General features: G+C 44.7%; 20 protein-coding genes. 12 read left to right on the top strand and 8 right to left on the bottom strand.

Going from position 1 to position 18,917, the window contains the following annotated elements; genetic code table 11:
- Together clpX and MED92_RS02190 are read left to right on the top strand one after the other, a co-directional pair.
- Positions 1-1,252 (top strand): ATP-dependent protease ATP-binding subunit ClpX (clpX, locus tag MED92_RS02195; RefSeq protein WP_007019837.1); only part of this gene is annotated, 1,252 nt, incomplete at its 5' end.
- A 79-nt stretch (positions 1,253-1,331) separates the two neighbouring features.
- Entirely contained in the window at positions 1,332-2,441 is a 1,110-nt protein-coding gene (locus tag MED92_RS02190; RefSeq protein ID WP_007019836.1) for an Hpt domain-containing protein, read from the top strand.
- 59 nt (positions 2,442-2,500) lie between these two features.
- On the opposite strand, the gene MED92_RS02185 is transcribed toward MED92_RS02190, so the two are convergent.
- On the bottom strand, positions 2,501-3,568 hold the full coding sequence (locus MED92_RS02185; RefSeq protein ID WP_007019835.1) for a 3-deoxy-7-phosphoheptulonate synthase: 1,068 nt from the start codon (positions 3,566-3,568) through the stop codon (positions 2,501-2,503).
- Between the two features lie 290 nt (positions 3,569-3,858).
- Between MED92_RS02185 and dsbD the strand changes: the two genes are divergently transcribed.
- The 7 genes from dsbD (at position 3,859) to MED92_RS18775 (ending at position 9,959) form a co-directional block, all read left to right on the top strand.
- Positions 3,859-5,712, top strand: coding sequence for a protein-disulfide reductase DsbD (gene dsbD / locus MED92_RS02180; protein WP_007019833.1), 1,854 nt, complete (start codon positions 3,859-3,861; stop codon positions 5,710-5,712).
- Between the two features lie 91 nt (positions 5,713-5,803).
- On the top strand, positions 5,804-6,133 hold the full coding sequence (locus MED92_RS02175; protein ID WP_007019832.1) for a hypothetical protein: 330 nt from the start codon (positions 5,804-5,806) through the stop codon (positions 6,131-6,133).
- A gap of 480 nt (positions 6,134-6,613) precedes the next feature.
- Positions 6,614-7,726 carry a hypothetical protein gene (locus MED92_RS02170; RefSeq protein ID WP_007019831.1) on the top strand — a complete coding sequence of 371 codons (1,113 nt, stop codon included), beginning with the start codon at positions 6,614-6,616 and terminating at the stop codon, positions 7,724-7,726.
- An 82-nt stretch (positions 7,727-7,808) separates the two neighbouring features.
- Positions 7,809-8,291, top strand: a complete 483-nt coding sequence (locus MED92_RS02165; protein WP_007019830.1) for a paraquat-inducible protein A — start codon at positions 7,809-7,811, stop codon at positions 8,289-8,291.
- Positions 8,284-8,907 carry a uracil-DNA glycosylase gene (locus MED92_RS02160; protein WP_007019829.1) on the top strand — a complete coding sequence of 208 codons (624 nt, stop codon included), beginning with the start codon at positions 8,284-8,286 and terminating at the stop codon, positions 8,905-8,907. Before MED92_RS02165 ends, MED92_RS02160 begins: the two co-directional genes overlap by 8 nt.
- Before the next feature lie 93 nt (positions 8,908-9,000).
- Complete coding sequence (locus tag MED92_RS02155) at positions 9,001-9,750, top strand: endonuclease (RefSeq protein WP_007019828.1); 750 nt, start codon at positions 9,001-9,003, stop codon at positions 9,748-9,750.
- 41 nt (positions 9,751-9,791) lie between these two features.
- Positions 9,792-9,959 (top strand): YqaE/Pmp3 family membrane protein, encoded by a 168-nt coding sequence (locus MED92_RS18775; RefSeq protein ID WP_007019827.1) that lies wholly within the window; start codon positions 9,792-9,794, stop codon positions 9,957-9,959.
- Positions 9,960-9,968: 9 nt separating this feature from the next.
- Here the strand turns inward: MED92_RS18775 and MED92_RS02145 are convergent, their stop codons facing one another.
- The gene (locus MED92_RS02145; protein ID WP_007019826.1) at positions 9,969-10,640 is read right to left on the bottom strand and encodes a pseudouridine synthase; all 672 of its coding nucleotides are present in this window, start codon (positions 10,638-10,640) and stop codon (positions 9,969-9,971) included.
- A 110-nt stretch (positions 10,641-10,750) separates the two neighbouring features.
- On the opposite strand from MED92_RS02145, the gene icd reads away from it, so the two are divergent.
- Positions 10,751-12,004 (top strand): NADP-dependent isocitrate dehydrogenase, encoded by a 1,254-nt coding sequence (icd, locus tag MED92_RS02140; RefSeq protein ID WP_007019825.1) that lies wholly within the window; start codon positions 10,751-10,753, stop codon positions 12,002-12,004.
- A 74-nt stretch (positions 12,005-12,078) separates the two neighbouring features.
- Here icd and MED92_RS02135 read toward each other — a convergent pair whose 3' ends face one another.
- Entirely contained in the window at positions 12,079-12,291 is a 213-nt protein-coding gene (locus tag MED92_RS02135) for a cold shock domain-containing protein (RefSeq protein WP_007019824.1), read from the bottom strand.
- A 225-nt stretch (positions 12,292-12,516) separates the two neighbouring features.
- Here MED92_RS02135 and clpS point away from each other — a divergent pair, with 225 nt between their 5' ends.
- Both clpS and clpA read left to right on the top strand, forming a co-directional pair.
- Positions 12,517-12,873 (top strand): ATP-dependent Clp protease adapter ClpS, encoded by a 357-nt coding sequence (gene clpS / locus MED92_RS02130; RefSeq protein WP_040661898.1) that lies wholly within the window; start codon positions 12,517-12,519, stop codon positions 12,871-12,873.
- A 12-nt stretch (positions 12,874-12,885) separates the two neighbouring features.
- Positions 12,886-15,141, top strand: coding sequence for an ATP-dependent Clp protease ATP-binding subunit ClpA (gene clpA, locus MED92_RS02125; protein ID WP_007019822.1), 2,256 nt, complete (start codon positions 12,886-12,888; stop codon positions 15,139-15,141).
- A gap of 67 nt (positions 15,142-15,208) precedes the next feature.
- On the opposite strand, the gene infA is transcribed toward clpA, so the two are convergent.
- The 5 genes from infA to MED92_RS02100 all read right to left on the bottom strand — a co-directional run bounded on the left by infA (position 15,209) and on the right by MED92_RS02100 (position 18,872).
- Positions 15,209-15,427, bottom strand: coding sequence for a translation initiation factor IF-1 (infA, locus tag MED92_RS02120; RefSeq protein ID WP_007019821.1), 219 nt, complete (start codon positions 15,425-15,427; stop codon positions 15,209-15,211).
- A 126-nt stretch (positions 15,428-15,553) separates the two neighbouring features.
- Positions 15,554-16,270, bottom strand: a complete 717-nt coding sequence (locus MED92_RS02115; RefSeq protein WP_007019820.1) for an arginyltransferase — start codon at positions 16,268-16,270, stop codon at positions 15,554-15,556.
- A 4-nt stretch (positions 16,271-16,274) separates the two neighbouring features.
- Complete coding sequence (gene aat / locus MED92_RS02110) at positions 16,275-16,979, bottom strand: leucyl/phenylalanyl-tRNA--protein transferase (RefSeq protein WP_007019819.1); 705 nt, start codon at positions 16,977-16,979, stop codon at positions 16,275-16,277.
- A gap of 41 nt (positions 16,980-17,020) precedes the next feature.
- Positions 17,021-17,977: a thioredoxin-disulfide reductase gene (gene trxB / locus MED92_RS02105; protein ID WP_007019818.1), complete on the bottom strand. Its 957-nt coding sequence runs from the start codon at positions 17,975-17,977 to the stop codon at positions 17,021-17,023.
- Between the two features lie 64 nt (positions 17,978-18,041).
- Complete coding sequence (locus MED92_RS02100; protein ID WP_007019817.1) at positions 18,042-18,872, bottom strand: CZB domain-containing protein; 831 nt, start codon at positions 18,870-18,872, stop codon at positions 18,042-18,044.
- Positions 18,873-18,917 lie beyond the last annotated feature (45 nt).

Below are 18,917 nucleotides of genomic sequence, written 5' to 3'. Positions count from 1 at the left end.
CGGCAAGCTGTTGTACTGTTCTTTCTGTGGCAAAAGCCAGGATGAAGTACGCAAGTTAATTGCAGGCCCATCGGTCTTTATCTGTGACGAATGTGTCGATCTATGTAACGATATCATTCGTGAAGAAATTCAAGATGCTGAGCCTCAGGAAGAGGGCGATCATCTGCCTACTCCTGCTGAGCTAAGTGCTGCGCTCGATGAATATGTTATTGGGCAGGAGCGTGCGAAAAAGGTTCTTGCGGTAGCTGTATACAATCACTATAAGCGTTTGCGCTTCCAGAAGAATGACAAAAGTGGTGTTGAGCTAGGTAAAAGTAACATTCTTCTTATTGGTCCAACAGGTAGTGGTAAAACGCTACTGGCTCAGACCTTAGCTCGATTACTCAATGTTCCATTCACCATTGCTGATGCAACCACATTGACCGAAGCGGGTTACGTGGGTGAGGATGTTGAGAACATCATTCAGAAGCTGCTGCAGAAATGTGACTATGACGTTGAGAAGGCGCAGCTTGGCATCGTCTACATTGACGAGATTGATAAGATTTCCCGTAAGTCTGACAATCCGTCTATCACGAGAGATGTATCCGGCGAAGGTGTTCAGCAGGCTCTGTTGAAGCTTATCGAGGGTACGGTTGCTTCAGTTCCTCCTCAGGGCGGACGTAAGCACCCGCAGCAGGAATTTTTGCAAGTTGATACGTCTAATATTCTGTTTATCTGTGGTGGTGCTTTCGCAGGCCTGGAGCAGATTATCAGAGACCGTTCTGAAAAAAGCTCAATCGGCTTCAGTGCTGTTGTTAAGAGTAAGGACGAAGAAAAAACCGTCTCTGACAGCCTGACAGAGCTTGAGGCTGAAGATCTGGTTAAATATGGTCTGATCCCTGAGTTTGTGGGTCGTCTTCCTATGATCGCTACATTGGCTGAGTTGGATGAAGAGGCGTTAGTTCAGATTCTGACTGAGCCTAAGAACAGCCTGACTAAGCAATATGCGGCGCTGTTCGATATGGAAGGCGCTGAGGTCGACTTCCGTCAGGAAGCTCTGCTTGCCGTTGCACAGAAAGCGCTGGAGCGTAAAACGGGTGCGCGTGGTCTGCGTTCTATTTTGGAAGCAACACTGCTTGATATTATGTATCAGCTACCTTCTATGGAGAATGTTAGCAAAGTGGTCATCGATGAGGGTGTCATTGAAGGTGATAATGACCCAATACTTATCTATGAGAATACTGAGCAGGCTAAAGCTGTTCCAGAAGAATAAGTAACATATTGTTATGATTAAAAAGGATAGCTTGCTATCCTTTTTTTATATCTCTTTTTTGCTGACCCCAAGGTAGGTGATGACGGCTGATAACCAGGTAGCATTTCAGGAGTTAAGCCAAGAGCTTAAAACTGAATTCTATACAAGCTTCAAGGAATCCACAGAAGAGCTGGAGCGATGCTTTGAGTCTCTCAATCAGCAGTTTGACAAAGAAACTGTGAATGAGATGTTCAGGGCTATTCATTCTGTTAAAGGGAACTGTCATATGATGTTCCTGGATCAGATTGCAGATGTCTGTCACAAAGTCGAAGATCTTGTTGCCATGATTCGCAAAGGGCAAATTGAATACACCGCTCAGCAGGGTGAATTCATGACATTCATCATGGCAAGATTAGAGCAGCTGGTTGCCCAGTTGATCCGCGGTAAACGCGTTCAGCAGCTTGATACCCAGGTGTTAATTGATGGTGTCGAGCAGGTTAGTAGCTCTGTTGATCAAAACAGGTCGCTTATTATCCAGCGAACCATGCAATCCTATTCTGGCTTGCTTACCAGTACTGAAAGTATTGCAAATAAGGTGTCCGAACGTTTGTCCAGACAGAAGCAGCGATCTGGATTTAATGAGCTTGAATTTATGGGGCAGTTATCTGAACGATTGCAGGCTAAATCGATACAGAAGCGAGGCGATATCGAGCAGACTGTCAGGTTGGTGTTAGAGCTCAATCATATGGCGAAGCAGCCTGAGCAGGATGAACAGTTATGTGCTGCTTATTACCTGATGGATCTGGGTGGTAAGTTTATATCCTCTCCTGTTTTCGATATCACTTCTGAGTCTCCGGAATGGGAAAGGCAGAAGGCACTTGAGCAGTTATCCCTTTCATCGGGTTTTTTAAGATTGGGCGACGGTTGGGCTGATGCTGCAGATATTATTATCCAGATCCATGAACGCTATGATGGCAAAGGTTTAAATAGAGTTAGCGCGGAAAAGATAAGAACCGGCGCGCAAATTCTGGCCTTAGTCAGGTTCTATCAAAAAGCTTATTTTAAATATTCGCGCGATCACAGCGCTAAAATTTCAGTTGCAAAAAGCATTAGCCGAATGAATAGTGAAAGCGGTTATAGATTTGATCCGCAATGGGTGGTTATGTTCTCGGAGATGGCAAGAAGGGATGTAAGCACACTGATTCTTTAGCTAGAATGCAGGCGTGGTATATAAGCGCATAAGCTAGCAGCTTATGCGCTTTTGTTTTATTAACGGCTTTTCAGCGCGTCTTTTAGTTTTTCATTCATCTCAACCAGGCACTTCTCGGTAGTATCCCAGTCAATACATGCATCAGTAACGGATACGCCATATTCCAGATCTTCAAGGTTATCCGGAATAGACTGATTACCCCAGCCCAGGTTACTTTCAATCATCAGACCAACGATAGATTTGTTGCCTTCAATAATCTGGTTTGCGGCATTCTCAGCAACCAGCGGCTGAAGGGCAGGGTCTTTACTTGAGTTTGCATGACTGCAATCAATCATGATGTTGTTTGCCAGGCCTGCTTTATCAAGCGCCTGCTCACAAAGTGCAACATTTACTGAATCGTAATTCGGCTTTCCGCCACCGCCACGCAGTACAACATGGCCATACTGGTTACCTTTAGTGTGAACAATAGAAACCTGACCCTCTTCATTGATACCAAGGAAGCGGTGAGGGGCGCTCACAGATTTCAGGGCGTTTGTAGCAACATCAAGACCACCATCAGTACCGTTTTTGAATCCTACTGCGCATGACAGCCCAGAAGACATCTCACGGTGTGTTTGTGACTCGGTGGTACGTGCGCCAATAGCAGACCAGGAGATCAGGTCCTGCATGTACTGCGGAGAGATCGGATCAAGTGCTTCTGTAGCGAGCGGTAATCCCATTTCAGATAGATCGATCAGCAGCTTACGCGCAATGTGCAGGCCCTCTTCGATTTCAAAAGAGTCGTTTAGGTGTGGGTCGTTAATCAGACCTTTCCAGCCTACGGTCGTCCTTGGCTTTTCAAAATACACACGCATGACAAGATAGAGCGAATCTTTAACCTTTTCCTGAAGCGCTTGTAGCTTCTTGCCATAGGCAATAGCTGCTTCAGTATCGTGAATAGAGCATGGGCCTACAACAACGAAAAGGCGCGGGTCTTTGCGATCTAAAATATCGCGTATTACAGCGCGGCCTTGCATAACAGCTTCAGCAGCTGCTTCAGAAATAGGCATTTCTGCTTTAAGGGCATCGGGTGATACCAGGGGGGTGTTTGATTCGATGTTTAAATCTTCTACGCGTGTATCTGTCATTATTACTTATCCTGCGATTGCTCACCTTATTTTTGACAAGACAAAAATGAGCAAGCTCTTTGTCAATGTGATGCCTGTTTTACCACAAACACATGATGGTTATAAGTATGCGGATGGTCTATTCTGCGCCAAATCATAATATTTCTAGTGATTTAAACTGTATCTTGACAATGGCAGCGCAGCGCAGTGAGCTAAAGCCATGATAGACTAGCGGAAATTGATAAAATCACAGCGAACTGTTTCTTATATTTGTTGTCTATCAGTCGTCTATTTATTCAACGGGAAGTGTCGTGTACGTCTTGTCTTATTTGCGATCAATATTTCTAATTCTGGGTTTAGTGCTGGGTCTGTCTTCAACCGCGACCGCGGGTCTTTTTGATAAGAACCCTTTCTCGCAGGATGGGCCTTTAGAAGTGGAGCAGGCTTTTGTCTTTGATTTTGAACAGAAGGGCAATCAGCTAAAACTCTATTGGGATATTCCAGACGATTATTATCTTTACCGTGATCGTGTTGAGTTAAATGGCACTGAAAAAATCAAGGTTATTGATCGGGAGAATAGTCCCGCAAAGCAAAAAGATGATCCATTGTTTGGCCAGGTCTGGGTTTATTACAACTATGGTGAAGTTAATTTTGACCTGGCGGCTGCGGGTGAAAGTATCCAGGATGGTCTTTTAGAAATTACCTACCAAGGCTGTTGGGAAGGGGGGATATGTTATCCGCCTGTCACTAAAGAGATCAAAGTGTCAGGGATCTCGAAAGCAGAACCGTTCACGGTGCCTCTGAAAGAGCAGGCAGTGCAGTCCCCTGAGAATATTGAGGTCAATGCGAACCAGTCAATTGCTGTTTTGAGTGAGCAGGATCAGTTTGCTGCCATGTTAAAAGAAGGCAATCTAGCGGTAACCTTAGGAGCGTTCTTCGTTGCTGGCCTTGCCTTGTCCTTCACGCCCTGTGTGTTTCCTATGATACCGATTCTTTCGAGTATCATCGCTGGCCAAGGGCGAAAGGTCACTGCTTCAAAAGGCTTCTCACTTTCCCTGGTTTATGTGCTTGCAGTCTCTATTACTTATACGCTAGCAGGTATTTTTGCAGGTTTATTCGGTGAAAACCTTCAGGCGTTATTTCAGAACGTCTGGGTTATCTCTGCATTCAGTCTGATCTTTGTTCTGCTTGCGCTTTCAATGTTTGGTTTTTACGAGTTGCAGTTACCTAATAGCCTGCAATCTAAACTGTCTGACGCTAGTAACAGTCAAAAAGGCGGTACTGTCACTGGTGTTGCCATTATGGGCTTTCTTTCGGCATTAATTGTTGGGCCTTGCATGGCTGCCCCCCTTGCTGGTGCGTTGATATACATAGGGCAAACAGGTGACCCTGTTCTGGGTGGCAGTGCGCTGTTTGCAATGAGTATGGGAATGGGAGTGCCATTATTATTAGTCGGAACCTCTGCGGGTAAATTCCTACCGCATGCAGGGCTTTGGATGGATAAAGTTAAGTCCATATTCGGTATCCTGCTGCTCCTGCTTGCCATCTGGATGTTGGATAGAGTGGTTCCCACTGTTGTGACCATGTGGCTGACTGCGATTGTTTTGATCGTATCTGCGGTTTATATGGGGGCTTTGAGCCAGGCCAAAGAGCGTGAGAAGTCCATTCATCATATTGGTAGAGGTGTTGGTCTTATCGTCCTGGTTTATGCTGTCGCTTTGATGATCGGCGCGCTTGCCGGTACTAACAGCATGCTATATCCATTAAAGGGCTTTGCCGGCTCTCAGGCGACTGCAGCAAGTACTTCACTGGCTTTTACTAAGGTAACTACCCCTGAGCAACTTGAACAGGAGCTTGAGAAAGCAAAGCTGAACGCTCAGCCGGTTATGCTGGATTTTTATGCTGACTGGTGTGTGTCCTGTATTGAGCTTGAGGTTTTTACTTTTGCTGACAAAAATGTCCAGCAAGCACTTTCTGATTATCATGTCATTAAAGTTGATGTTACAGCGAATGATGCGCCAGCGAAGGCTCTGAACAAAGCGTACGCATTGATCGGGCCTCCAGCGCTTATTTTTTATGATCGCAAAGGCGAAATTCTTAACCATAAGACTTTAATAGGGGTTGTTGATCCGTCTGACTTTGTTAATCATATAAGCGGAATCTAATTTAGGGTCGGCTCTTTCCTCTTGTGCATGCCAGCTCTTGTTGATTCGCTAATTATTATAAATATAAGAGCCCAGCCCTTTGGAGGTAACAATGTCTTACAGAGCATCAATTGCTGCACTTATCTTGCTTACATCTGTTGCGCCTTTAAGTAACGCCGCTGACGCTGAAAGCGGAAAAGAGCTATATCATGAAGTGGAAATCGAAAGGACAATTCGTGGTATAGAGTATACAGATGCAAACTGTGTTACATGTCACGAAGCGTCTTTTTATCAACGCTCAGATCGTAAAGTTACCACCTATGCCAAACTAGAGGCTTTTGTAGAAGGTTGTAATACAAATCTCGATGTAGGCTGGTTCCCTGAGGATGTAAGTGATGTCGCTGCATACCTCAATCGTGAGTATTACAAATTCGAAAAATAGAAATCACCTCACCAAAAATGCCGCTGATTTATCAGCGGTTTTTTTAGGCCCGCATTTTGCTAAATCTCTCTTTACACAATCATCAATAGTTTACGCGGCTTCTGTCGTGATGTTGCCAAAATGAACAACAAGCCTGAACTGAAAGTTCAAGCTTGGTTGGGCTACTTGGCAATAACCACAGGGGCTACAGCTATTTTGTTAGGGAGATAGACTATCGAAATATTGATTTACTAGTTGTTAATTCATATCAGAAACAGGCATTGCGGTTTTTAGCAGTCATATTCAATTGTGCTGTTATCGTATTTTTATTGCCGATCGCTGATCTGCGAGCGGCAGTTTGATTCCGCATAGCTAAATATTAGCTTTTTATCTTCTTTCACTATTTGTGAGAGCAGGATTCTTATTGCCTAAAAAGACTATTTGCCACTGATTTGGTTTCAGCGGTACGGGGTTCTTTTAGGTAATGAAAGGAGAAGTAAGATGATCATAGAGACAAGTAGTATCTATATGAGCGCTGAACATCAAAAAACTGAGTTTAGCGAAGTCACAAAGACGCTTGACCTAGATGCATTAAAAAATGGATTTAACTTTCAGCTTCAGGAAGCGCAAAACAGAATAGAGCAATCCCGGGTTAATTTCTTTTCTAACTTTGGTTCTCAGTTTTTACAAGGTGAGCAGCCTGAGATGCCGATGTCCTCAATACTGGTTATGACAGATGAGGGTCTTAAATTCAGAACAACGGATCAACAGGCGGACTATACCGATCAACAGCAAGTGACTAAAGCCAGACTATGGCAAGCACTGCTCAATGCAATACAACCTGATAAACCCCCTGTTGTGACAGAAGATCAGATCCAGCTTCCTGATGATCAATCTCAAGTTGATTCAGTAACAGGGCCTGGAGGGGAGGCGGTTCAGCTTTCTCCAATAACCATGGAGATGTCATTTAAAGTAACGGAATCAATAGAAGAGTACGAATGTTCTGAATTCTCAAGCTGTGGAACGGTCACAACCGCAGATGGTAAAACAATTGAGTTCGATCTGGACCTTAAGATGGAGCGGAGTTATTCAGCCACTCGTGAGTACGAAATGACACAGGAGGTCGTTTTTACTGACCCGCTTATTCTTAATTTTGAAGGTAACCATGCCGATCTGTCTGACGACAAATACGAGTTTGATCTGGATGCTGATGGTAACAAAGAATTAATAAGTTACTTTACGGGTAATAGCGGGATGTTGGCCCTGGATAAAAATGAAGACGGGGTTATCAATGATGGGTCAGAACTGTTTGGTGCACTGAGTGGAAATGGTTTTGCTGATCTGACTGCCTACGATGATGATAACAATAACTACATTGATGAAGCAGACGCTATTTTTGACCAGCTCAGGATCTGGACGAAGACACCTGAAGGGGACACCCTTGAATCATTAAAGGATCGCGATATTGGCGCCATCTATTTGGGGTCGACAGAAACACCCTATGATATTAAGGGTGAAAATAATCAGCATAATGGGCGTGTTCGAAGTAGTGGTATATATCTGACTGAAACAGGCCAGGTTGGAACCGTTCAGCAGGTTGATATGGTTGTTTAAGCAAGAGACCAGCGGCTCAACATGAGTCGCTGGTGGTTTTTGATTCGAGTACAATAGAATTTTTTATAAGCTTCGATCTGTAATGAACGCTGAAACTAATTCTTCTAGAACCTCTGTTCTGCTCGTTCGCTTTGGAATAATCATCGCTACGCTACTGCTTGTGGTCGGATTAATCAGCCCGATGCTGACAATGAGTCAATTCTATTTCTTCGAGAGCTCTTTTTCTGTGATAGGCGGTGTTTGGTCGCTCCTGCTTGATGGTCAGGTTATTTTGGCAGTGATCATTGCGCTGTTTAGTATTGTCCTTCCATTCTTAAAGCTGGGTTTACTCTATTTAGCGACGCTAGGAAAAGACTCCGAACAGCAGAAAAAAATGCTCACGCTGATGCATGATTATGGTCGCTGGGCGATGCTGGATGTTATGGTGGTCGCGATCCTGATTGTCACCGTTAAACTTGGAGCTGTTGCAAGTATAGAGACCCATTGGGGCTTATATGTATTTGCCTTAGCCGTTCTTCTCATCATGGTGCTTACCCACATTATTACAAAAGCTAAGCATGGATAATCTACAACCTTTTTTAAAAGCGCTCTCTAAGCGGCGAAATTCGCTGACGGTTTTCAATCCTTATCGTGATGAAGTGCTTCTTCGTAACCTTGAGATTTATATCGAGGCTGTTTTAGCGCAACAAGGCCCGAAAATACTATTAGTTGGTGAGGCCTATGGATTCAGAGGCGGGCGATTAACTGGCATACCGTTTTCGAGTGGAAAACTATATGACGAAGTCGAGCATCCGTTTTTGATATCGCTAAAGCAAAACATAGTACGTTCATCCGATGATCTTGTGTCCGAGAATACGGCATCAATCGTTTGGAAGTATTTACAAAAACACGATTTTGTTCCGATGTTCTGGAACTCATTTCCTTTTCATCCTCACCCGTCACGGATTCAAAGAAAGAACAGAGCGCCCAACGTCGCGGAGATCAAAGAGGGCCTGGCTTTTTTGAATATGCTTTGTGATATGTATCAGCCTGACATAATCGCAGGGCTGGGCCGAAAGGGTACGGATAGTCTTCAGCGTGCCTTTCCTAATAGAGAGATTCGATACATCCGTCATCCTTCATACGGTGGTAAACGTGATTTTGTTAAAGGCATGGATAATTTATATGAGGCTGTTAATTAAGCTTCTATTTAATATCAGCTAGTTAAAGTAGTTACTTCATCAATTGCAGGATGCAAAAAGAGGCATTGGAAGCCGTTTTTATAAGGAAATCCAATGCGCATTTTACTCACTGCACTCAGTTTTCTGATCGCAGCGCCCGTCTTCGCTGAGCCACCCAGTTCATTCAGTAAAGCCAAAAAGCTTCTAAAGGTGATGTATGAAGATAATCAGTCAACCTTTTACTGTGGTTGTGACTATTCAAAACAAGGTAAGAAGCTCATCCCTGAGCACGATAGTTGCGGGTTTAGTTATCGAAAGAATAAGAAACGTTCACAAAGAATAGAATGGGAACACGTCATGCCTGCCTGGGCATTTGGGCACCAGTTACAGTGCTGGCAAGAGGGAGGGAGAAAAAACTGTAAGAAGAACGCTCAATTTAAAAAAATGGAAGCGGATCTGCATAATCTTGTCCCTGCAATTGGCGAAGTGAATGGTGATCGATCCAACTTTAGCTTCGCAATGCTTGAAGGCGAGCCGCGCGTATATGGTCAGTGTGATATGGAGGTTAACTTTAAAGCGCGCAAAGTCGAGCCTGCAGAGCGGGTTAGGGGCGATATTGCACGGACTTACTTTTATATGCGTGACCAGTACGGTGTCAGGATTAGTGGTAAGCAAGAGAAGCTGTTTAATGCATGGGCTAAACAGGATCCTGTCGATGACTGGGAGATTAGGCGCAATGAGCTGATCCATAAGATTCAAGGCAACAGAAATCCTTATGTAATAGCAACAAACGACGAAATAGCGGTACTTGAAAATAAGCCTGGTTTAGTTGATCGAGTTAAAAACGCATTAAGATTAAATTAATCGGCCCTACTTAAAATAAAGATGACTAAAGGGGAGCTAATATGAATATTCTTAATTTAATTCTGGCGATTTTGTTACCGCCACTGGGTGCGTTTCTTCAGGTAGGTGTTACCAAGCATTTAGTTATCAATTTATTGCTGTGCCTGCTTGGTTGGTTGCCAGGGATAGCACACGCAGTATGGTTAGTGGCAACGAATAAAAAAGGTTAATGAATAGGGCTACCGGTTGTAGCCCTTATTTTTTGGCGCTGATCTCTTTTGCCTTGACTCGCCAGGGCGTTCTTTACGCTTTCCTGACAAACTACGCGCAGTAGTCGATCTATTCTTAGGTTTCCGCTTTGGAATTTTGATATCACTTTCGATTAAACTGCTTTGACCCGGTTTAAGGTTATCAAGCGTCCATTCACCAATGGCATAGCGGACTAAACGTAAGGTTGGGAATCCGACCGCAGCTGTCATTCGTCGTACCTGACGATTTTTGCCTTCAGTAATTTTTAATTCAATCCAACTGGTGGGAATATTCTTTCTTTCGCGAATAGGCGGAGTGCGTTGCCAGATTGCAGGTTCATTAATTTTTTTTGCTTTAGCTGGGCGTGTCATGCCGTCTTTAAGCTCAACGCCTGAGCTTAATGTTTCGAGCGCTTCTTCAGTAACTTCGCCCTCTACCTGAGCCCAGTAGGTCTTTTCCATCTTAAACTGAGGATTGGCCAGGTAGTGCTGTGTAGGACCATCATTCGTAAGAATAAGTAATCCCTCAGAATCGTAATCCAAACGGCCTGCAGCATAATAATCAGGTAACTCAATATAGTCAGCCAGAGTTTGCTTATCGTCATCGGTAGTAAATTGTGTAAGCACTTGAAATGGCTTATTAAAAAGCAATATTGATGGCATGAGGCTATTCTTTGAACTGATCTGTATAGATTTGGTTTAGATAAATAAAGCTGATCTATACTGCTGTTAGATCAAGCAAAACAATAATAACACCGAATAGGGCAGAACAGATGGGATATGACAAAATCTCAGTACCACAAGGCGAAAAAATTACAGTCAATGGTGATTACTCATTGAATGTACCAGATAACCCGATCATCCCCTACATAGAAGGGGATGGTATTGGCGTGGATGTCTCTCCAGCTATGCTCAAGGTGGTAGACGCCGCTGTCAGCAAAGCTTATGGCGGTGAGAAGAAGATTGCCTGGATGGAGGTGTATGCGGGAGAAAAGGCGACCTCTGTCTACGAGCAAGACACCTGGCTTCCTGAAGAGACGCTTGAAGCATTTAAAGAATTCGCGGTCGGGATCAAAGGTCCCCTGACAACGCCTGTGGGTGGCGGTATACGTTCGTTAAACGTTGCTTTGCGTCAGGAGCTGGATCTCTATGTGTGCCAGCGACCTGTGAGATGGTTTAAGGGGGTTCCAAGTCCTGTCATTAATCCTCAAGACGTGGATATGGTGATCTACCGAGAGAACTCTGAAGATATTTATGCGGGTGTAGAGTGGAAAGCGGGAACGGAAGAAGCAGATAAAGTGATTCGTTTCCTGAAAGAGGAGATGGGAGTCACTAAGATCCGCTTTGATCAAAACTGCGGCATTGGCATTAAACCTGTCTCAGAAGAAGCTACCAAACGGCTGGTGCGCCAGGCATTACAGTACTGCGTTGATAATGACCGTCGTTCCCTGACTCTGGTTCATAAAGGGAACATCATGAAGTTTACTGAAGGTGCCTTTAAAGACTGGGGCTATGAGCTTGCAAAAGAGGAGTTCGGAGCGGATCTATATGCTGGTGGCCCTTCGTTAAGTTTTAAAAACCCTAAAACCGGTAATGAGATCATCGTGAAAGATGTCATTGCAGACGCCATGTTACAACAGATTCTCCTGAGACCGGCTGAATATGATGTTGTGGCAACGCTTAATTTGAATGGTGATTATCTCTCTGATGCGCTGGCTGCTGAAGTGGGTGGGATAGGTATCGCACCGGGTGCAAATTTATCTGATGAAGTCGCTATCTTTGAAGCAACGCATGGAACGGCCCCTAAATATGCAGGGCAAGACAAGGTTAATCCGGGCTCCGTCATATTATCTGCAGAGATGATGTTACGTCATATGGGATGGACAGACGCGGCGGATCTCATCATTAAAGGGATGGATGGCGCAATTACTGCTAAAAACGTGACCTATGACTTTGAAAGGCTTATGGACGATGCAACATTACTGAGTTGCTCAGAATTTGCCGACGCCATAATTGATCGAATGTAGAGCTGTTTGCGTATACAAAAAAACCAGCAGAAGCTGGTTTTTTTATCGATGGTGCGTTGTGAAGTATTTTCTTGTTATTGGGTTTCTAATGGTTTAATTTGAACCGCGTGCGTCCCTTTAGGGCCTGGTTTAGTTTCAAACTCAACCGCTTGGCCAGCTTTTAGGCTTTTATATCCATCTACGTCAATCGCAGAATAATGGGCAAAGAGATCCTCTGCATGTTCGTCGGATAAGATAAATCCATATCCTTTCGAATTGTTGAACCACTTTACTTTCCCTGTCTGCATAACTAACTCCCGTATCCAATGACAACTTTGGATTGCTAACCTGAACGTACAGTCTTTAGCTGCTAGAATAGGAACTAAAGACGATTTCTTAAAAGCCGCAGGTACTACAGGAAGTGCCTATCCTGCTAAAACTGATTATAGCACTCAACACAGAATGTGCGACAAGTGTGCAATCAGTGTTCAGTAGTAAATTGTAGTGTAAACATAGAATATTTACATATGTGTATGAATTTTGAACAAAATATTATTCGAATGTCTAATGAAGATGAGCATGAAGAATTCGATCATGACCACGGATTGGCAACAGAAGAGGCAAAACCGGAACTGAAGAAGCCATCCATGTATCGGGTGGTGTTAATGAACGATGACTATACTCCAATGGACTTTGTTGTTGCCGTGCTGATGATGTTTTTCAGTATGGATCAGGAAAAAGCAACGCAAGTCATGTTGGCGGTGCATACCCAGGGAAAAGGTGTATGTGGAATTTTCACCCGCGATGTGGCTGATACAAAAGCAGCTATAGTTAATCAATATGCAAGAGACAATAGTCACCCACTGCTATGTGAAGTCGAGAAAGTCTGAAGAGGAACCGTTATGTTGAATCGAGAACTCGAAGACACGCTCAGTGCAGCGTTCCAGGCGGCAAAAGAGAAGCGACATGAGTTTATTACTGTCGAACACTTATTGCTGGCTCTATTAGATAACTATGAGGCGCATGAAGTCCTCTCTGCCTGTGGTGCAAATTTCGAAGGAATTCGTAAAAACCTGTCAGAATTTATCGAGGAGACCACACCTCTGTTATCTGACGCTTTACCTGATCTGGATACCCAGCCCACACTCGGGTTTCAGCGTGTTCTGCAGCGTGCTGTATTTCATGTGCAATCTTCTGGCAAGAATGAAGTTACCGGCGCGAATGTATTGGTCGCTATTTTCAGCGAGCAGGAGAGTCAGGCGGTTTACATTCTGCAGCAACACGGAATTGAGCGTATAGATACGGTCAATTTCATCTCGCATGGCATCTCTAAGATGTCTGAGCACGAGCAGGATCATTCCGAAGCGTCAGTTGAGGAGGAATCTTCGACTGAAAACAGCGATAGTCCACTTGTTAAGTATGCGGTTAATCTCAATGCTGAAGCGGAATCTGGAAGAATTGATCCCTTAGTGGGTCGAGATGATGAGGTCGAACGAGTCGTTCAGATTCTGTCACGCCGTCGTAAGAACAATCCATTGCTGGTCGGTGAGGCAGGTGTTGGTAAAACCGCTATTGCTGAAGGCCTGGCAAAACTGATTGTTGAAGGTAAAGTGCCGGATATTATCTCTGAGTCAATCGTCTACTCATTGGATCTTGGTGCGCTGTTAGCCGGTACCAAATATCGTGGTGACTTTGAGAAACGTCTCAAAGGCTTGCTGAACGAGATCAAAGGCAAGGACCATGCAGTCCTGTTTATCGATGAGATTCACACCATCATCGGTGCAGGTGCTGCATCAGGTGGGTCGATGGACGCATCCAATCTATTAAAACCACTTTTAAGCTCAGGTCAGATTCGTTGTATAGGGTCGACCACGTTCCAGGAATTCCGTGGGATTTTTGAAAAAGACCGGGCTTTGGCTCGCCGTTTCCAGAAAGTCGATGTACTTGAGCCAAGTATTGAAGACACCTATTCGATCCTCAAAGGCCTCAAACAGCGTTTTGAAGATCATCATGAACTTGCCTATGCCGATGAAGCGTTAAGGGCGGCTGCTGAGCTTTCAGGGCGTTATATCAATGACAAACATATGCCGGACAAGGCAATCGATGTGATTGATGAAGCAGGCGCCTATCAGCGTTTATTACCTGAAGAGCTTCGTAAGAAAGAGATTGGTGTTGAGGATATCGAAGCGATTGTCGCTAAAATTGCCCGTATTCCACCTAAGAGTGTTTCTGCGTCTGATAAGAATCAACTGGCTAAACTGGATAGTAACCTGAAAATGGTTGTACTTGGTCAGGATGAGGCAATCGATACGCTTTCTTCAGCGATCAAGCTTTCTAGAGCAGGGTTGAAAGAGCCTAACAAACCGGTGGGTTGCTTCCTGTTTGCTGGTCCAACGGGTGTAGGTAAAACAGAAGTCACTCAACAGTTGGCGCGCATTATGGGTATTGAACTGGTTAGGTTCGATATGTCGGAATACATGGAACGTCATACAGTATCACGTTTAATCGGTGCGCCTCCGGGATACGTTGGTTATGATCAGGGCGGCTTGCTGACAGAGGCGATTACAAAATCTCCGCACTGTGTATTGCTGCTTGATGAGATTGAAAAAGCTCATCCTGAAGTATTCAATCTGCTGCTGCAGGTAATGGATAACGGTACGCTGACCGATAACAATGGTCGTAAGGCTGACTTCCGTAACGTGATCTTGGTGATGACAACTAATGCAGGTGCTGAGGACATGAGCCGAGCATCGATCGGCTTTACCAAGCAAAATCATGCGTTGGATGGTATGGCTGCGATTAAGAAGATGTTCACGCCAGAATTCCGTAACCGTCTGGACGGCATTATTCAGTTTAAAGCACTGACAACCGACATCATTAAAGGTGTGGTCGATAAGTTCTTTGCTGAACTTCAGGTGCAGCTCGAAGAGAAACGTGTTGTGCTCCATCTTGATGAATCCGCGCGTAGTTGGTTTGCTGAAAAAGGCTATGACGAACAGATGGGTGCTAGGCCCATGAAGCGTCTTATTCAGGAGAAGCTGAAAAAACCGCTTGCCGAAATGATCCTGTTTGGCGAGTTAGCTGAAGAGGGTGGTGAAGTTGCTATCAGTGTTGATGCTGAGGGCGAGATTACCGTTGAAACGATGAGTTGTGTCTGAATATCAGGCACAAAAAAGGCAGCCATTAGGCTGCCTTTTTTTATTCCCGCAGGGGAAGATAGCGATATTAACGTGCACGATACACGATACGTCCCTTGCTTAGGTCGTAAGGTGTTAGTTCTACTTTAACTTTATCGCCAGTCAGAATGCGGATGTAGTTTTTACGCATCTTGCCGGAGATGTGTGCAGTTACAACGTGACCGTTTTCCAGCTCAACACGGAACATAGTGTTCGGAAGCGTGTCGATCACGGTGCCTTCCATTTCAATGCTATCTTCTTTAGCCATTAATTCTCTACCTAGTTTAGGGGTCCCAGAAGTCTGGATCGAATAATTGCGCGGTATTGTGCCTGAAAATGCACCGATTATCAAAGATAAAAGTGTTAAAACTCAGCTGAGGGTATTTAAAAACAGTTACTTGGCTTTAAAAGCAGTCCACTCGCCGTCAATTAGAAACTCAAATGGGGTAAAAGCGATTTTATAATTCATTTTTCGGCAATCTCTAACCCAGTAGCCAAGATACAGATAGGGGAATTCCAGTGACTTGCAGTGTTCAATCTGCCAAAGAATACAGTAGGTTCCCAAGCTTCGCTTAGCGTGGCTTGGATCGTAAAAGGTATAGATAGCTGACAGCCCTTGAGAGAGTCCATCCATCACGGCAACCGCTATGAGGATATTGTCAGGGTCTCTAAATTCGTAGAATTCAGTGGTTGCCTCAGCTTCGACAAGAAAAGAATTGAATTGCTCCAAGTTGGGCGGGTACATGTCTCCATCCTGATGGCGTTCGTTAATGTACCTGGAATAGAGCGCATAATACTCTTCTGTAAATTTCGGGGCGCTTTTACAGACCGTCAGATCTTTATTTTTATTAATAATTCGTCGCTGGCTTTTTGAGGGCCGGAATGAATCAACAGGGATGCGTACAGAGATACAAGCATTGCAGCCGTCACAATGGGGGCGATAAATATGTTTTCCACTACGGCGAAAGCCAAGGTCTGATAGCTGGCTATAGGTGCCCTGATCGATCGTTGCCTGTGGGTCCACGAACAGTGTTTTTGCAATCTTATCCTTGAGATAGCTGCAATCATGTTCGGGCGTCGCGTAAAAATGTAAGGTTCTGAGGTTGGTCAAACGTTTACTCCAGTTCAGAATCTATCGCATCAAACTGCCAGGCATGAGACTGAGGTTGATCCAAATACCTATTCAGATAGGACTGAAACTGATCCCTGGGTATTTCAGTTGCGCCCAAAGAGAACAGGTGCTCGTTACTAACCTGGCAATCAATTAAAGCATAGCCCCAGATTTGCATCTGTTCGACCATTTTAATAAATGCAATTTTCGAAGCATCGCGACTACGGCTAAACATAGACTCACCGAAGAATAGTTTGCCTATGGCTAGTCCATAAAGTCCGCCGACTAATTGATCGTCCATATAGACTTCAACGGAGTGGGCTATGCCTGCGGCATGTAACGCGTTGTAGGCAGCCTTCATTTCAGCGGTAATCCATGTGCCGTCTGCACCATCTCTTGGCGCCGCGCAGGCATTGATCACTGCATCGAAATTAGTGTCAAAAACAACCTTAAAATCCTTTTTCTTCAATCGCTTACGCATACTTCTTGAGACGTGAAGTTGATCGGGAAAAACAACACATCTGGGATTTGGGCTCCACCAAAGTACGGGTTCGCCAGGGCTATACCATGGAAAGATTCCAGAGCGGTAGGCAGTGATGATGCGTTGCTGATCAAGTTCGCCTCCTGCGGCTAACAAACCATTAGGTTCATCGAGCGCCATATCGATAGGAGGAAAAGGTGTGTCTGCGTCTTGTAACCAAGGGATCATAGATAAGGAAGCCCCGGGAGGATCCCGGGGCCGGTACTCCGTTACTTCTTCAGGTCGTCCAGATAGCGTTCAGCATCCAGAGCAGCCATGCAGCCAAAACCAGCAGAAGTAATTGCCTGACGGTAAATGTGGTCACACACATCACCCGCGGCATAAACACCTTCAACAGAGGTCTGCGTTGCATTACCTTCAAGCCCAGACTGAATTTTCAGGTAGCCGTCTGTCATATCAAGCTGGCCCTGGAAGATATCAGTATTGGGTTTGTGGCCAATCGCAATAAATACACCTGCAACATCCAGCTGCTGTTCTTCGCCATCAGTCGTGCTCTTAAGGCGTAGACCAGAAACACCCATGTCATCACCAAGAACCTCTTCAAGCGTGTGGTTCCAGATAATGTTGATATTACCGTTCTCAGCACGTTCCAGAATTTTATCCTGAAGAATTTTCTCAGAACGCAGGCTGTCACGGCGGTGAATCAATGTCACTTCTTCAGCAATATTAGAAAGATAAAGTGCTTCCTCAACGGCAGTATTACCACCGCCAACCACAGCAACTTTCTGACCGCGATAGAAGAAACCATCACAGGTGGCACATGCGGAAACCCCTTTGCCTGCGAACTCTTCTTCTGAAGGAAGGCCAAGGTACTGAGCAGAAGCACCTGTGCAGATAATCAGAGCATCACAGGTATACTCGCCCATATCGCCTTTTAATCGGAAGGGGCGGTTTTGCAGATCCGTTTCATTAATGTGATCGAAAATGATCTGCGTATCGAAACGCTCTGCATGTTGCTGCATACGCTGCATCAGTTCAGGGCCCTGAACGCCGTCAACATCGCCAGGCCAGTTGTCAACTTCAGTGGTAGTGGTTAGCTGACCGCCCGCTTGCATGCCTGTGATAACAACAGGGTTTAGGTTGGCGCGCGCCGCGTAAACAGCTGCAGTGTAACCCGCAGGCCCGCTACCAAGAATGATTAGCTCGTGGTGTTGTACTTCGCTCATGGTAATAAAAAATCTTTCTGTTAAAAGTTATGAGAATAAGAGAATGGGGGTTAATTGAAGATAATCAACCCGCTTTACTTAATTTATCGCTGGCTTGTTCAAAGAAACGTTCGAGGGAGAGCATCATAAAACTCTCGCCAGAAGGGTTTCGAACATAGCCCTTAACCGGCTCACCTTTATCGATGGACTTCAATGTATCCAATGATGTCGGTGCATAATCGATGATATCGCCAATATTATCTAATACCATCGAGAACCAAGGGGTGCGTCCATCTTTTGTCAGGTGTAATACGATAGGGTGGATACTGTTTTCGAGATAGTCGTTTATATAATCCAGTACCCGAAGCAGTTTCTTCAGCGTGGTTTGTTTCTCAATACGTAATACCTCAATCGCTTCGTCGCGCTGACCTGCACCAGTCATATCTAGCAACGTATCTGCCAGCGAATGGATGTGCATATGAGGTAACTCGATTTTATCGAGGAGTACACGCAAAGAGTCATCTTCAGTTTCGAATGAATAGAACCATTTGCCAAAGGCGCACATTCTTGGATTACGTGGTTTAGTAAATGGCTCATTCGTCAGGATGGAATGCTCAAGCGCATTTATCCAATCAATATGCGCCTGCTGATAGGTCTTGATGTCATTAACTAGCGTGACAATGGCGTCTCGCTCCTTGTTATGAGACAGGGAGGTGGCACATTCAAAAACTTGAACCAGTGTGTTACGAAAATCAAGATAGCCGACAAATCCTTCGATCTGTTGGGTTGCATACTTGATTTCGCCGTAACTATCAGAAAACGAAAGGATATTACTTACATCAATGCCAAACAGGCTATCACCTAAGGTGAATGTTAGCGCACGTCGGTTATCTGTATGTAAATTGGTTAGAGACATTTAAATCATTCCATTAACCATTTGAATCGTCAGCACAGTATCGGC

The organism is Neptuniibacter caesariensis (assembly GCF_000153345.1).
Classification (GTDB): Bacteria; Pseudomonadota; Gammaproteobacteria; order Pseudomonadales; family Balneatricaceae; genus Neptuniibacter; species Neptuniibacter caesariensis.
Note: the sequence above shows the minus strand (reverse complement) of the source record. Positions and strands in the feature narration are given on the sequence as shown.

What these genes read in the sequence shown, in the direction of transcription:
- MED92_RS02190 (WP_007019836.1), top strand. Translation starts at nt 1,332, where the DNA reads ATGACGGCTGATAACCAGGTAGCATTTCAGGAGTTAAGCCAAGAGCTT.
- MED92_RS02185 (WP_007019835.1), bottom strand. Translation starts at nt 3,568, where the DNA reads ATGACAGATACACGCGTAGAAGATTTAAACATCGAATCAAACACCCCC.
- MED92_RS02175 (WP_007019832.1), top strand. Translation starts at nt 5,804, where the DNA reads ATGTCTTACAGAGCATCAATTGCTGCACTTATCTTGCTTACATCTGTT.
- MED92_RS02170 (WP_007019831.1), top strand. Translation starts at nt 6,614, where the DNA reads ATGATCATAGAGACAAGTAGTATCTATATGAGCGCTGAACATCAAAAA.
- MED92_RS02165 (WP_007019830.1), top strand. Translation starts at nt 7,809, where the DNA reads ATGAACGCTGAAACTAATTCTTCTAGAACCTCTGTTCTGCTCGTTCGC.
- MED92_RS02160 (WP_007019829.1), top strand. Translation starts at nt 8,284, where the DNA reads ATGGATAATCTACAACCTTTTTTAAAAGCGCTCTCTAAGCGGCGAAAT.
- MED92_RS02155 (WP_007019828.1), top strand. Translation starts at nt 9,001, where the DNA reads ATGCGCATTTTACTCACTGCACTCAGTTTTCTGATCGCAGCGCCCGTC.
- MED92_RS18775 (WP_007019827.1), top strand. Translation starts at nt 9,792, where the DNA reads ATGAATATTCTTAATTTAATTCTGGCGATTTTGTTACCGCCACTGGGT.
- MED92_RS02145 (WP_007019826.1), bottom strand. Translation starts at nt 10,640, where the DNA reads ATGCCATCAATATTGCTTTTTAATAAGCCATTTCAAGTGCTTACACAA.
- icd (WP_007019825.1), top strand. Translation starts at nt 10,751, where the DNA reads ATGGGATATGACAAAATCTCAGTACCACAAGGCGAAAAAATTACAGTC.
- MED92_RS02135 (WP_007019824.1), bottom strand. Translation starts at nt 12,291, where the DNA reads ATGCAGACAGGGAAAGTAAAGTGGTTCAACAATTCGAAAGGATATGGA.
- clpS (WP_040661898.1), top strand. Translation starts at nt 12,517, where the DNA reads ATGAATTTTGAACAAAATATTATTCGAATGTCTAATGAAGATGAGCAT.
- clpA (WP_007019822.1), top strand. Translation starts at nt 12,886, where the DNA reads ATGTTGAATCGAGAACTCGAAGACACGCTCAGTGCAGCGTTCCAGGCG.
- infA (WP_007019821.1), bottom strand. Translation starts at nt 15,427, where the DNA reads ATGGCTAAAGAAGATAGCATTGAAATGGAAGGCACCGTGATCGACACG.
- aat (WP_007019819.1), bottom strand. Translation starts at nt 16,979, where the DNA reads ATGATCCCTTGGTTACAAGACGCAGACACACCTTTTCCTCCTATCGAT.
- trxB (WP_007019818.1), bottom strand. Translation starts at nt 17,977, where the DNA reads ATGAGCGAAGTACAACACCACGAGCTAATCATTCTTGGTAGCGGGCCT.
- MED92_RS02100 (WP_007019817.1), bottom strand. Translation starts at nt 18,872, where the DNA reads ATGTCTCTAACCAATTTACATACAGATAACCGACGTGCGCTAACATTC.